The organism is Pseudomonas salomonii (assembly GCF_900107155.1).
Lineage (GTDB): Bacteria > Pseudomonadota > Gammaproteobacteria > Pseudomonadales > Pseudomonadaceae > Aquipseudomonas > Aquipseudomonas salomonii.
This window is the reverse complement of sequence record NZ_FNOX01000010.1, coordinates 246,370-260,977: the sequence shown is the minus strand read 5'-3', so window position 1 is coordinate 260,977 and position 14,608 is coordinate 246,370. Positions and strand designations below refer to the sequence as shown.

Sequence of the window (14,608 nt, the reverse complement as noted above, 5' to 3'; positions counted from 1 at the left end):
TCGAGCATATCCAAGAATGCTCGCGCCTCCTTAGCGGGGTTGTGCTGATCTTAGGGGCCTCGTAGCGCACGAGGCATTTGCCCTGTTGATGCGGCGCACGGTCTTATGGTCTCGCCAGTGAAATGCCCCGGTAGATCTGACGCCGCTGTCGACGGTGTTGCAGGAGGTTTTCCTACATGCCGTCAGGCTTGCGCTCCAGCAAGGGCTATTTGAACTGAAAGAGGAAAGAAGAGGCAATACGATGAAACGTTGGGAGGTGTACCAGGAAGGCAAACGGTTTGAAGGTGTTCAGGCCCGCGACCATTCCGAGGCAGTGCTTGAAGCATTGCGCAAACTCGACCTCAATGACGAGTCGGGGCTGGACGTGCGGCTGGCCGCGCAGTAATTCGGGAAAAGTCAGCCATGTCGTCCAGCACAAATCCGCTTGTGCTATGCGTGTATAGCTGCACCGTGTATGGCCATGCTGGTAACTTGCATCTGCCTTAATCATCACCCAAGGTGACTAAGGCCTGCTCCGCATGCGGTGCCGAAGTCCTGGCTGAATGGGACGGAGGCGTAGAGATGGTCACCAATCAACTCCAATTACGGAAAAATATGGAACGCAAGTTTTTGCTCCTGACCGATGACCGCACCACATGAGTCATGCAGTGCGTGCGAAAACAGCTTTTCGTTACTGGCATTTCTCGTGGTATCAGCTGAAAAAATTAAAATAAGAATATGATTTGTAAAGACTGTTTATGGTGGTTTATGTTCGAGTGGGAATGATTCCTGGCCCGCCCCTGGAATCGTAAATAAACAAAGCCCCGGCATTGCCGGGGCTTTGTTGTTTCAGGGCGCTGGTCAATGACTATCGTGAAAACGTTTCCCACAGCCCATAGGCGTTGAGCCGAACCGCAATTGAGTCAGCGGCATCGTTGGGCGCGTGAGGGTTGATGATCGCCCAGCCGCTGGTGCCGTTGCGATAGGTTTCATAGCGCACGTAGTACGGCTTGCCATCGTGCAGTATCGCCTCTGAGGGGTCGGATTTCAGACGGTAGATGCCTTGATATTTTCCAGGACTGTTGAGAGGGGTCTGGCTTTCCAGAATCTCATTGGCTTCCCACGCTGCCGGGATTTCAGGGGCGTTGGTCGCCGGCAGCATCGCCTGGGAATTGCCCGTTGCAGCCATGCTCGTTCCTGAAACCGAGAGTTCGGCGGACGCCGCTAAAGCGTTGGTGCCCACCTCCGCCGCCGGAACCTGCAGTTTGATCAACGGCATCCCCTTGAGCTTCATTCCCTGGTTGTCCAGGGCCTGGAGCAGTTCGGTCAACGAGCCGTAGACGGTGCCCTTGAGCCGGGGAAACTGGGTCGCATCAATAAAGTAACCATTGTCGGCGGTACTCTGGAGGGTACTGCGCACCAACGCGTTGAGCCGGTTGCGGTGGATCAGTGTCAGTACCGACTGGGTTTGCTCCAGAAGGTAATCGCCGGGAGTTTTGAGTACACGCTCAATCTCCTGCGCATTGAATGCGTAACGGTGTGGCAGCGCCACTTCCGTCACTGGCACCTGCAGGGCGAAGTCCGTGTCCAGAACGCCCGGCTTCGGATGCCGTGGAGGTATAGCCCCGGCGTTATTTACCACTTTGGGACCCAGGCGCATTTTGATCGCGGGGCTGGCGGCATTAAGTTCCTCAACGGTGCGCAGGCTGATACCACCGTTTATTTCACTGATACCGGCTACCCCCCGGAATGTGTTGGTATTTTGTGCTTCAGTCAGCGCCACCCATTTGCCGACGCCGTTTTTAAGTTGGTCCAGGCGGATGATTTCGCTGGTCAAAAAGTTCTTGGCCATTTGCTCATCCACCACGACAGGGAAGGACTTGTAGTTGGCCAGGCAGCCAGTGGCCTGGACGCGTATCCCGTAATCCCTGGCAGCGGTGAGCAGCGTCTGGGTGTTGAAGCGTACAGGCAACTGACCGTCCATCTCCCGCAGATAGACTTGCAGGTTGTCGGACAGCTCCCCGGTGTTGGCAAACGTATCGAGGTCCAGTTGATGCAGGTCGTTGAACAGCCGGTTCAGATACAGCGTCTTGACCCCTTGTCGCGCCAGGGCGGGCATGTCCTTGATCAGGAGGTACAAGCTGGCGACGCGGCCGGGGCTTTCAGCGACCACCAGGCCTGACGTGGTTTTGAAGACCTTTTCGATCAGCTCGACGGAGGACATTTCTGGCGTGAGCGTGGGAAGAGCAGGACGTTCAGGCAAGGTATGGATGAAAAAAGGCCGGGAAAAAAAGTTACGCGCCGCGGTGAGTATTCCAGTGCGCGCCGGGTTGATTGAGTAATCTGACATATAGAACTCAGTAAAGCCGCCGTCAGGCTTGGGGATGCGCTTGAAGCGATCATCCCTGCCGCCCATTGCGATCTCAACCTCGTAGTTTTTGAGGTTGTTGAGGTCGTAGGGTGTGCTCAGGCTGGAGTGTGAGTGCCTGTAGGTGGGTGATCCATAGGCGGTTGGCATGGTTTCTTTGGCCACGGCTGAGTCCTCGCTTGCCGTGATCGTGTCGACAGGGGTGCCTCCCCTGACGGTGTCGGAGGGGCGCGGGGCGAGTTCCCACTCACCTGCGGCGTTCAGTCGTACGGGGCGTGAGCCGTAAAAAGCGTGAGGGTTTTGCGGATCAATGATCGCCCAGCTTCCATCGCCATTGACGTCGGCTTCGTAGCGCACGTAATAGACGGCATCCTTGAATTTGATCACGGTCGAAGGGTTGGATTTGACGCTGTAGATATTGCGATAGCGTCCTCCTTCACTCATCGGCGTAGCCCCTTCCAAGCCTTGCTGGCGTTTCCAGGCTGTGGGTATTTGAGGTTCTGGCGCAGCGGGTTCCACGGGGCCTGGCAACGGAGCTGTTTCTCCGCTCGTCGCTGCCACGCTCGGCGCGTCGACAGGATCAGGTTGCAACGCCTCTTTATACGTGGCCATTTCGGCCGCCTCTGTGGCATCGACCTCTGCGCCCACTTCGGTGATCGGGCCAGGCCCGGCCAGGGCCACCACGTTGAACAGCATGGCGATGCCGTTAAGCACGGCCGCCGTCACGCCGGCCTTGCGCTCTGCGCGAGTACGGCCATTGACGGCCTGATCGATATTCAGCCCCGTAAGCGCAATGCTGGCACCCAATACCGGCAATGCCACCACCCAGCCGATTGCCGCCATTGGGCCGAACACTTTCAAACCGGCACTCAGGTAGCCTATCCAGAGTTTCTTTTGCAGCTGCGTCTGAGTGGTCAGCAGTTGCTGCGCCTCGTCGTACATTGACCAGCGGGTACGATCCCTCAGCCAGGTGAAGGCATCGGCGGTGATCGCCTGGTTTTTGCGATTGATCAGATGATGGTCGGACTGGCCCCAGGTGCCGACCAGGCGATTCATCAAGTCGGTGAGGTTGTCCTGCATGGCCTGGCGGTCAGACAGCGGAAAGTGACAGAGGAAGGCACTGCGGCTTTGCTCATTGTTCAGTTTGCCCAGGACCCACCAGTGCATGTCTGCCGGGGTTTCGAGTACTTGGAACGCTGGGGTGTCACCGGGGGTATAGAGAATCTGTCGGCCCTTCGGGTCGACGATGCGCAGCAGGTTGAACGCCACATGGCCGTCCACGTCCAGGGCATAGACCTGCAGGCCTTGGGTGGGCGTCTCTTCGGTCTGCAGCATCTGGCGGGTAATCGGCCACGTTACATTGGAGGCGACTGCGCTGATGCAGGTCTGGAAGTCGTCGGCCGTCAGTTGCTTAACGTCGAGAGCCTGGATGGCCTTGCTGAGGAAGTTGCACTTGGCCAGGACGCGAAAGTCGTCGGCATGGGTGTGCCAGAAATCATCCAGTGTATGGGTATACAGGCTGTCGAATTGCAGGTTCCAGAAGTCTTTCAGCACCTCATTGCCATGCAGGTGCACTTCGTTGGTTTCGTTAAAATCGCCATACACCGGGCCTTGGGTGTAAAAGCCTCCATAGAGGTCGAGCAAGTCGGCATTGTCGACGTCGGTGGCGCGAAAGCGCCGAATCACCAACTGTGTCAGGGTGGTCGATTCGTAGGGTTTTTCCAGAATGTGCTCCCAGCCGGTAAAGGTCTTGGTGCTGCTCTGGGCGGACTTGAATCGATGGTAGTAAACATCGTCCGGATCCAGGTCTGTCACGCCGTGCTTTTTCAGGATGCCGCAGGCGGTTTCATGGGCGCTGTCGTGCAGGCTGGGGCATGCCTGTACCACTTGGGTGGCCAAGGCCTTGAGGGCCGCCTTGTCGGCAGCGTTGGGCAGGGAGTTAGCGGTACTCATGGGGCTCATCCGTCGATAAAGAACGGCGAGGGTCCCAAAGGTGCAAGGGTGTCAGGTGCTACATAGTTAGATCAGCCGTCACCGCCGGGCAATATCCGAAAAGTAAAACTTATCCAGCGTATGCCGCGACTCGGTGTACTCGAACTGCCTTCCATCCTGCAAAAACGTCTGGTTGCTCACCACAATCACATGGCTTTGCCCATCCAGATCCAAATGCGCCTGGTCGTCCTTGCTGCGCGGCAGGGCTTCGATGGTGCGTTGTGCGTAGCTGATCTGCAGCTCCAGCGTCTGTTCGATAAACGCATAGATCGACTGCTCGGCGATGTCGCGGTCCAGGCCTGGAATCACGTCAGCCACAAAGTGGTTGATGTCCAGGATCACCCGTTTGCCGCCGATGCGCCGTACCCGTTTGATGCGGGTAATCAAGGTGCCGGGGGCGGCTTCGATGTGTTGCAGCAGCGCGCCTTCGAGCGGGAACTGGCTGAATTCGACCACCTCGGTGCGTACGTCATCGCCCAAGTCAGCGTGGGTTTCGTGGAAGCTGACGATGCCGCCCAGTTGGAACTCGATGGGGTTGGGCGACAACACAAAGGTGCCCTTGCCGTGGATTTTTTGCGCAAACCCACGCTCCTGCAACTGCTCGATGGCGCGGCGCACCGTGCCACGGCTGGCCTGGTAGGCGTCCATCAGTTCGGTTTCAGAGGGAAGGCGCGTACCGCGTTGCAGGCGTTCAGTGGTGATGCTGGCAAGCAGATCCGTATAGATCTGGTTGTATTTGCTCATGGGGATGGCTCTGTGCCGGCTTGATGAAGGTGAACGGCGCGTTCAAGGCAGGAACCTTAGTGGCAGAGGTGGGCTTTGTCCATTGGACCTGCGTGGAATCAGGGAAATGTCTGACTTCCAATTCGGAAAATTAAACTTAATGTAACTCGTACAGACGAGTTGTTGATTTAACTCGTACATACGAGTACTTTTGGCCACGGCGTGCTGCCAATGACTGCCCTCAAATAAAAAAACCAAAGTGGAAACCAAGCATGAGCCACGACTATTCCAATATTGCCCGCGAGATTCTCGAGAACCTCGGGGGCAGTGACAACGTTGAGCAAGCCGCCCACTGCGTGACCCGCCTGCGCCTGGCGCTCAAGGACCCGAGCCTGGTCAACGGCAGCGCGTTGAACCAGGTCGATCTGGTCAAGGGCTCGTTCTTCACCGGTGGCCTGTTCCAGGTGGTGATCGGCCCCGGCGAAGTGGAAAAGGTCTATGCCGCCCTGCGTGAGCAGACGGGGCTTGCGGCTTCGACCATTGCCGACGTCAAGCAGAAGGGCGCCGACAAGACCAACGCCATGCAGCGTCTGGTGCGGGTATTTTCCGACGTGTTCATGCCGATCCTGCCCGCGCTGATCATCGCCGGCCTGTTGATGGGCGTGAACAACCTGATGGGCGCCAAGGGCATGTTCATCGAGGGCCAGACGCTGCTGGAGGCGTATCCGAACCTGGATGGCCTGTGGAGCCTGATCAACCTGATGGCCAATACCTCATTCGTGTTCCTGCCGGCGCTGGTGGGCTGGTCGGCGGCCAAGCGTTTTGGCGGCAGTGAAATCCTCGGCATCGTGCTCGGCCTGATGCTGGTGCACCCGGACCTGCTCAACGCCTGGAACTACGGCAAGGCCGTGGCCGGGCTCGATGGCCAGAGCCTGCCGTACTTCGATATTTTCGGTTGGTTCAAGATTGAGAAGGTGGGTTATCAGGGGCAGATCCTGCCGATCCTGATGGCGGCCTATGTGATGAGCGTGATCGAGAAATGGCTGCGGGCTCGCGTGCCTAATGCCATCCAACTGCTCGTGGTGCCGATCACCACCATCGTGGTCACCGGCGTGCTGGCGCTGGCCATCATTGGCCCGGTGACCCGTCACCTCGGCATCCTCATCACCGAAGGCGTGGTCACCCTGTTTGACCTGGCGCCGATGGTCGGTGGGGCGATTTTCGGCCTGTTGTACGCGCCGCTGGTGATCACCGGCATGCACCACATGTTCCTCGCCGTGGACCTGCAACTTATCTCCACCCAGGGCGGCACCTTTATCTGGCCGATGATCGTGATGTCCAACCTGGCCCAGGGCAGCGCCGCACTGGGCGTGTTCTACATGACCCGCAACGCGCGGGACAAAAGCATGGCCTCGACCTCGGCGATTTCCGCTTACTTCGGCATTACGGAACCGGCGATGTTTGGCGTGAACCTGCGCTTCAAGTTTCCGTTCTATGCCGCGCTGCTCGGCTCGGCGCTGGGCAGCATTTTCCTGTCGCTGAACAAGGTGACGGCCTCGGCCATCGGCGTGGGTGGCTTGCCTGGGTTTATCTCGATCATTCCGCAGTTCATCCCCAGTTTTGTGATCGGGATGGTCATCGCCATGGTCGTGCCGTTTGTTCTGACCTGTGCGTTGAGCATGAAGATCGTTCGGCCGGGATATCGGGTCGCCTGATCGACCGCTTTCGCGGACAAGCCAGCTCCCACAGGTTGGAATGCATTGCAACTGTGGGAGCCGGGCTTGCCCGCGATGAGGCCCTCAAAGCCAGCCCACAACTCAATTGAAGGAACCCACCATGCAAGCCTGGCAACACTCGGTGATCTACCAGATCTACCCCAAAAGCTTCCACAGCCACGCGGGTAACGCCACCGGTGACCTGCTGGGCATCGTGGACAAACTCGACTACCTCAAGTGGCTGGGTGTGGATTGCCTGTGGATCACCCCGTTCCTGCGCTCGCCGCAACGCGACAACGGCTATGACATCAGCGACTACTACGCCATCGACCCCAGCTACGGGACCATGGCCGACTGCGACCTGCTGATCAGCGAAGCGGCCAAGCGTGGCATCAAGCTGATGCTCGACATCGTGGTCAACCACACCTCCATCGAGCATGAGTGGTTCCAGCAGGCGCGCAGCAGCCTCGACAACCCGTACCGTGACTTCTATATCTGGCGCGACCAGCCGAACAACTGGGAATCCAAGTTCGGCGGCTCGGCCTGGGAGTATGAAGCGCAAACCGGCCAGTACTTCCTGCACCTGTTCGACCACACCCAGGCTGACCTCAATTGGGACAACCCCAAGGTGCGCGCCGAGGTGTTCAAGTTGATGCGCTTCTGGCGTGACAAGGGCGTGGGCGGCTTCCGCCTGGACGTGATCAACCTGATCTCCAAACCCGCCGATTTCCCCGAAGACCACAGCGATGGCCGGCGCTTCTACACCGACGGTCCGAACGTGCATGAATACCTGCAGCAAATGCACCGCGAAGTCTTCGAAGGGCACGACCTGATCAATGTCGGCGAGATGTCGTCCACCAGCCTTGAGCACTGCATTCGTTATTCGAATCCGGCGTCCAAAGAGCTGTCGATGACCTTCAATTTTCATCACCTGAAAGTCGATTACCCGAACCTGCAAAAGTGGGTGAAGGCCGACTTCGACTTCCTGCAACTCAAGCGGATTTTCTCTGACTGGCAACTGGGCATGCAGGCCGGTGGCGGCTGGAACGCACTGTTCTGGTGTAACCACGACCAGCCGCGGGTGGTCTCGCGTTTTGGCAACGACGGCGAGTACCGTGTGGTCTCGGCCAAGATGCTTGCTACCGCGCTGCACTTCCTCCAGGGCACGCCGTATGTGTACCAGGGCGAAGAGCTGGGCATGACCAACCCGGGTTTCGACAAGATCGAGCAGTACCGCGATGTCGAGACTCTGAACATCTTCCGCCTCAAGCGTGATGCCGGTGAGTCCGAGGCGTCGAGCATGGCGGCGATCATGCAGAAGTCACGCGACAACAGCCGCACGCCGATGCAGTGGAACACCCAGGCCAATGCCGGTTTCACCCGTGGCGAACCGTGGATCGGCATCCCGGCCAACGCGGCGCAGATCAACGTCGAAAGCCAGTTGGATGACCCCGATTCGGTGCTGCATCACTACCGCGCACTCATCGCCATGCGCCGCAACGAACCGCTGATCCAGAACGGAGTTTATCGCCAGTTGCTGCAGGACCACCTGCAAGTCTGGGCTTACCTGCGCGAAGGCCAGGGCGAGCGCTTGCTGGTGCTGAACAACTTTTATGGCAAGCCCTGCGAAATCCAACTGCCCGAAGGCGTCATCAGCGCGGCCAGCGAGCAACGCCTGCTGATCAGCAACTACCCCGACTGCCCTGTGCGTGCGAGCACGGTGCTGTTGCGCCCGTATGAATCGTTTGTGTTGCACCTCAAGGACTGAGACCCGCTGCAACCCCCGTATGGGAGTGCGGGGGCGCTTCACCCAAAAACATAATAAAAATACCGGAGTGCTTCATGAAAACAACAATAAAGCTGGGCCTCATTACGTCATGCCTTACTGCACCTTTTGCCGTTCAAGCCCTGGAGTTTGCCGGCTATTTGCGCAGCGGCGCGGGGACTTCAACGGGCAGTGGCAAACAGCAATGTTTCCAACTGCCGGGGGCGCAATCCAAATACCGTCTGGGCAACGAATGCGAGCAGTACGCCGAATTCGAATTGCGCCAGGACCTGCTGACCCTCGACGACGGCTCGGTGCTGAGCGTCGATGCCATGGCCTCGTTGTACAACAAATACGACCGAGCCCTGAAGTTTCAGGGAGAAGACAACGGCTCGGCGCGCATGCCGCAGATGTATGCGCAGTGGTCCAACCTGCCCAGCCTTAATGGCGGCTCGGTGTGGGCGGGGCGCCGTTACTACAAGCGTAACGACATCCATATCTCCGACTTCTACTACTGGAACCAGAGCGCCACGGGCGGCGGTGTCGAGGACGTCAAAATCGGCGACCTCAAATACAGCTACGCCCTGTCGCGCAAGGACAACCTGTACCAGAAGGAATACGCCACCCGTCACGACTTCAACGTGGCGGGCTTCAAGACCAACCCCGGCGGTGAGCTGGAATTTGGCTTGAGCTATATAGAAAAAGCCGGTGGGCGTGAGGCCAACAGCGGTTGGGCGATCACTGCGCAGCATGTGCAAAAAGCGTTTCTCGGCGGCAAGAACAAATTCGCCTTGCAGTACGGCGAAGGCCCCGGCACGGGCTTGGGCTATACCGGCGATACCGCCTTGGACAAGAGCAGCAAAAGCTACCGCGCCGTGGAGTTTTTCGACTGGCAGGTAACGCCGCGTTTCGGCGGGCAGGTCGAGGCGGTGTATCAGAAGGATATTCGCCCCGGCAGCCAGGACCAGACCTGGATGTCCATCGGCGTGCGCCCGGCCTACGCCATCAGCGAACAGTTCAAACTGGTCACCGAGCTTGGGCATGATCAAGTCGAGGCTGCCGGCGGCACGCGCAAGCTGAGCAAATTCACCTTCGCCCCGACCTGGTCGCCCAATGGCCCGGATTTCTGGGCACGGCCGGAAGTGCGGTTGTACTACACCTATGCAAGCTGGAACGAAGCGGCCAAGCGTGCGGCGAATGAACTGGCGGCGGGCTCGGCGTTGTCCGACACCGGCGCCTACGGCACGGCGCGGCATGGCTCGAATGTGGGTGTGCAAGTCGAATACTGGTGGAAGTAAACCTTTGGGTGTACACGAACCAAATGTGGGAGCGGGCTTGCTCGCGAATACGGTGGGTCATTCAATACATGTGCTGCCTGATACAGCGCTTTCGCGAGCAAGTCGAATCGTCGCACCGCCGCTCCCACATTGGATCGTCGTCAGCTTTGGGTTCTGCATTCGCCCTATGATTTTTACAGAACAAAACAGCAGGTGAAGTCATGACCACAACTCAACCCCTGGAACTGCTGGCGCCCTTGTCCGGGGTACTGCTGGCCCTGGACCAGGTGCCTGACCCGGTGTTTGCCAGCCGCATGATCGGCGATGGCCTGTGCATCGATCCCACCTCCCAGACCCTGTGCGCGCCGTTGGCCGGGGTGATCAGTAATATCCAGGACACCGGGCATGCGGTCAGCGTCACCGGCGACAATGGCGTACAGGTGCTGATGCATATCGGCCTGGACACGGTGCACCTGGCCGGCAAGGGCTTCACCCGCCTGGTCGAGGAAGGCCAGCGGGTCGAGGTCGGGCAGCCCCTGATCGAGTTCGACGCCGACTACGTGGCGCTTAATGCGCGCAGTTTGCTGACCTTGATGCTGGTGGTCAGCGGCGAGCCCTTTGTGTGGCTGATGCCGGGCAGTGGCGCGGTGGGCGTGGGCCAGCCGCTGTTGCACGTCTCACCCGGTGAGGCCTCTGGAACCACGGGCGAGGAGGCGGGCGACGCACTGTTCTCCAAACCGCTGACGTTGCCCAATGCCAACGGTTTGCACGCACGCCCGGCCGCCGTACTGGCGCAAACGGCCAAAGGTTTCAACGCCAGCATTTACCTGCACAAGCAAACCCAGAGCGCCAACGCCAAGTCATTGGTGGCGATCATGGCGCTGCAAACCGTGCAGGGCGATACCTTGCAAGTGAGTGCGGCGGGAGAGGACGCCGACGCCGCCATCAAGGCGTTGGTAACCCTGCTGGCGCAAGGTTGCGGCGAGACGGTCGAGGAGTCTGTTGCGCCGGTTGAAACACAGCCGCCCGAGTCATCGGCGACCTTGTTGCGCGGCGTATGTGCCTCGCCCGGCTCCGCGTTTGGCCAGGTGTTTCAAGTGGCGGAGCCCGAGCTGCACATCGAGGAACAGGGCGCGGGTGAATCGGTTGAACACGCCGCACTGACCCGCGCCTTACTGGCAGCCACCGAAGCGCTGCAAGTGTTGCAAGACAAAGCGGTTGGCAGCGCCCAGGCGGAGATCTTCCGTGCCCATCAGGAACTGCTTGAAGACCCGACCCTGTTGGAGCAAGCCCATCGCCTGCTCACCGAAGGCAAGAGCGCCGCCTTTGCCTGGAACAGCGCCACGGCCGCGACCGCCAAGCTGTTTCTCGGCCTGGGCAGTGCGTTGCTGGCTGAGCGCGCAGCGGATTTGGCCGATGTTGGCCAGCGTGTGCTGAAGTTGATCCTTGGTATTGAGGACAGCGCCTGGGAATTGCCGGATCGTGCGATCGTGATTGCCGAGCAACTGACCCCCTCCCAAACCGCCGGCCTCGATACGGGCAAAGTGTTGGGGTTCGTCACCGTCGGCGGCGGCGCTACCAGCCATGTGGCGATCCTGGCGCGTGCCCTTGGTTTGCCGTCGTTGTGCGGCGTCCCGGCACAGGCGCTGGCGCTGGTCAACGGCAAGCAGGTGCTGCTCGATGCCGACAAAGGCGAGCTGCACCTGGAGCCTGACCTGGCCGCTGTCGAACAACTGGCGGCTACGCGCAAGCAACACATACTGCGACGTGAGCGTGAAGTGGAGCAGGCCGCCTTGCCCGGCATCACACGCGATGGTCATCACGTCGAGGTCACCGCCAACGTCGCCTCGTTGCAGGAGGTGGAACAAGCCCTGGCCCTGGGCGGTGAAGGCGTCGGCCTGCTACGCTCGGAGTTCCTCTACCTGGACCGCAACCGCGCGCCCAGCCCCGAGGAACAGGCCGGCACCTACAGCGCCATCGCCCGAGCCCTGGGCACCCAGCGCAATCTGGTGGTGCGTACCCTGGATGTGGGCGGCGACAAACCCTTGGCCTATGTGCCGATGGAGCGCGAGACCAACCCGTTCCTCGGCTTGCGCGGTATTCGCCTGTGCCTTGAGCGCCCTCAATTGCTGCGTGAGCAGTTCCGCGCGATCCTGGCGAGTGCCGGCTTCGCACGGCTGCATATCATGCTGCCGATGGTCAGCCTGCTGTCGGAGCTGCACCTGGCGCGCAAGATCCTTGAAGAGGAAGCCACGGCGCTGGGCCTTACCGAGCTGCCAAAGCTGGGCATCATGATCGAAGTACCGTCTGCGGCGCTGATGGCGGATGTGTTTGCGCCGCATGTGGATTTCTTCTCCATCGGCACCAATGACCTTACCCAATACACCCTGGCCATGGACCGCGACCACCCGCGTCTGGCCAGCCAGGCCGACAGCTTTCACCCGTCGGTGCTGCGCCTGATTGCCACCACGGTCAAGGCCGCCCACGCCCATGGCAAGTGGGTCGGCGTGTGCGGCGCGTTGGCGTCTGAAGCACTGGCGGTGCCGGTGTTGATCGGGCTGGGCGTGGATGAGCTGTCGGTCAGCGTGCCGTTGATCCCGACCATCAAGGCCACCGTGCGCGAGCTGGACCTGGCCGACTGCCAGATCATCGCCCGCCAGGTGCTCGGCCTCGAAGAAGCCGCCCAAGTCCGCGAGGCCCTGCGCCTGTACCACGCGGCCACCGTTGAAACCTCACCTGTCGTGGAGCACTGAGCATGTTCGAGAAATTGCAAAGGGCGTTCTGGAAGGCCCTGACCCCGGATCTGATTGCCGAAGCGGTGGTGCCGCCGGCGCAGGGCCTGTTGTCGACCGAGGTGCTGAACGCATTGGGCGGTGTGGATAACCTCAAGTCGCAACAGCGCGTGGCACTGACGCGGGTGCGGGTGCAGTTGCAGGATGCGGGGCGGCTGGATGCGCAGGCGCTGAAGGCGGCGGGTGTTGCAGGGGTGATGGTGTTGGGCGGCGGCGTGGTGCATTTGCTCACTGGCCTCTGAAGCCAGGCGCAGATCAAAAATGTGGGAGCGGGATTGCTCGCGAAGGCGGTGTGTCAGGCTATATATCTGTTGCTGATACACCGCCTTCGCGAGCAAGCCCGCTCCCGCATGAGTCTTAGGGTGTTTGGGAGACTGGGTTTACAACTGCGGGTTATCTTCCGGCGGCTTGGTCTTGTCGATACCCGGCACATGCAGATTGCCTTCGACCACCTGGTTGCCTTCCAGCTGCGGCTGGGTCACCCAGGTGAGAATGTCGTAATACCGGCGGATGTTCGCGACAAAATGCACCGGCTCACCACCGCGCGCATAACCGTAGCGGGTCTTGCTGTACCACTGCTTCTGCGACAGGCGCGGCAGCATCTTCTTCACGTCCAGCCACTTGTTCGGGTTCAGGCCGTCTTTCTTGGCCAGCGTGCGCGCATCTTCCAGGTGGCCGGTGCCGACGTTATAGGCGGCGAGGGCGAACCAGGTGCGGTCCGGCTCGGCAATGCTGTCGTCCAGCTCATCCTTGATCTTGGCCAGGTACTTGGCGCCGCCCATGATGCTTTGCTTGGCATCCAGGCGGTTGGACACACCCATTGCCTGGGCGGTGTTCTGGGTCAACATCATCAGGCCGCGCACGCCGGTCTTGGAGGTGACGGCCGGTTGCCACAGCGATTCCTGATAGCCGATGGCCGCCAATAGGCGCCAGTCGACCTTTTCTTCCTTGGCGTAGGTGCGAAAGTGTTTCTCGTACTTGGGCAGGCGTTGCTGCAAATGCTGGGCGAAGGTGTAGGCGCCCACATAGCCGAGTACATCGACATGCCCGTAGTAGCGGTCTTTAAGCCGCTGCAACGTGCCGTTTTTCTCGACCTTGTCCAGGTAGCTGTTGATCTCGTTGAGCAGGCTGTTGTCTTCCCCCGGCGCCACGGCCCAGCTCTGGTTGCTGGCATTGCCGAGGTCGAAGGCCACGCGCACGTTGGGGAAATACACCTGGTTCATGGCCACTTCGTTGGAGTCCACCAGGGTCAGGTCGATCTGGCCCTCGTCCACCATGCGCAGCAGGTCCACGACCTCAACGGCGTCGGACTCTTCGTATTCAATGGCAGGGTTCTGCTTTTTAAGCGCCGCCAACTGCTCGGCGTGGGTGCTGCCCTTGAGCACCATGATCTTCTTGCCCACCAGGTCTGCCGGGCCGGTCGGGCGCGACTGGCCGTTGCGGTAGATGATCTGCGGCGTGACTTCCAGGTATGGATGGGAGAAACGCACCTGCTGGGCGCGCTGCTCGCTGCTGACTAGACCTGCGGCCGCCAGAACCGGGCCGTTGGGTTTGCCCAGCTGGCCGAACAGGTCATCAAGGTTGTCGGCGGTCTCGATTTCCAGCTTCACGCCCAGGTCATCGGCAAAGCGCTTGACCAGCTCGTACTCGAAACCGGTTTCACCGTTGCGGTCCTGGAAATACGTGGCGGGGCTGTTCCGGGTAATCACCCGCAATACGCCATCCTCCTTGATTCGCTCGAGCGTGCTGGGCTTGTCAACACAGGCGCTGAGCATCAGGAAGAGTCCGGTTGCGATCAGCCATTTGGCGCATCGCGGGCGTAAAGCAGTAGGGGAGAACATCTGCGCAGTATACGCAAACGGCCCTCGGCGCCATATCTCGACAGCAGCGGACTTGTCTGCTAGCGCCCGAAAAACCGTGCTGCAGCCCGCAGAAACGTGGGTTCGCGAGGGTTTGTGACGGTTAAAATAACTGCGCGCCAACCCTAGGATTTCGCC

General features: G+C 60.0%; 9 protein-coding genes. 6 read left to right on the top strand and 3 right to left on the bottom strand.

Annotation, left to right across the window (positions count from 1 at the left end; translation table 11 throughout):
* Positions 1-241 precede the first annotated feature (241 nt).
* A complete protein-coding gene (locus BLV67_RS33020; protein WP_158235218.1) occupies positions 242-385 on the top strand; it encodes a hypothetical protein in 144 nt (47 codons plus the stop codon).
* Positions 386-847: 462 nt separating this feature from the next.
* Here the strand turns inward: BLV67_RS33020 and BLV67_RS23090 are convergent, their stop codons facing one another.
* The gene (locus tag BLV67_RS23090; RefSeq protein WP_083269431.1) at positions 848-4,300 is read right to left on the bottom strand and encodes a membrane-targeted effector domain-containing toxin; all 3,453 of its coding nucleotides are present in this window, start codon (positions 4,298-4,300) and stop codon (positions 848-850) included.
* A 78-nt stretch (positions 4,301-4,378) separates the two neighbouring features.
* Positions 4,379-5,083 carry a trehalose operon repressor gene (treR, locus tag BLV67_RS23085; RefSeq protein ID WP_069788187.1) on the bottom strand — a complete coding sequence of 235 codons (705 nt, stop codon included), beginning with the start codon at positions 5,081-5,083 and terminating at the stop codon, positions 4,379-4,381.
* Positions 5,084-5,334: 251 nt separating this feature from the next.
* Here treR and treP point away from each other — a divergent pair, with 251 nt between their 5' ends.
* The 5 genes from treP to BLV67_RS23060 all read left to right on the top strand — a co-directional run bounded on the left by treP (position 5,335) and on the right by BLV67_RS23060 (position 12,853).
* Positions 5,335-6,777, top strand: a complete 1,443-nt coding sequence (gene treP, locus BLV67_RS23080; protein ID WP_065930373.1) for a PTS system trehalose-specific EIIBC component — start codon at positions 5,335-5,337, stop codon at positions 6,775-6,777.
* A gap of 121 nt (positions 6,778-6,898) precedes the next feature.
* Positions 6,899-8,545, top strand: coding sequence for an alpha,alpha-phosphotrehalase (gene treC / locus BLV67_RS23075; RefSeq protein ID WP_065930374.1), 1,647 nt, complete (start codon positions 6,899-6,901; stop codon positions 8,543-8,545).
* Between the two features lie 74 nt (positions 8,546-8,619).
* Positions 8,620-9,840 carry a maltoporin gene (locus BLV67_RS23070; protein ID WP_065930375.1) on the top strand — a complete coding sequence of 407 codons (1,221 nt, stop codon included), beginning with the start codon at positions 8,620-8,622 and terminating at the stop codon, positions 9,838-9,840.
* 200 nt (positions 9,841-10,040) lie between these two features.
* Positions 10,041-12,572, top strand: coding sequence for a phosphoenolpyruvate--protein phosphotransferase (ptsP, locus tag BLV67_RS23065; RefSeq protein ID WP_069788186.1), 2,532 nt, complete (start codon positions 10,041-10,043; stop codon positions 12,570-12,572).
* Between the two features lie 2 nt (positions 12,573-12,574).
* Positions 12,575-12,853, top strand: a complete 279-nt coding sequence (locus BLV67_RS23060; protein WP_065930377.1) for a PTS sugar transporter subunit IIB — start codon at positions 12,575-12,577, stop codon at positions 12,851-12,853.
* A 138-nt stretch (positions 12,854-12,991) separates the two neighbouring features.
* Here the strand turns inward: BLV67_RS23060 and mltF are convergent, their stop codons facing one another.
* Positions 12,992-14,452 (bottom strand): membrane-bound lytic murein transglycosylase MltF, encoded by a 1,461-nt coding sequence (mltF, locus tag BLV67_RS23055; RefSeq protein ID WP_058422684.1) that lies wholly within the window; start codon positions 14,450-14,452, stop codon positions 12,992-12,994.
* Positions 14,453-14,608 lie beyond the last annotated feature (156 nt).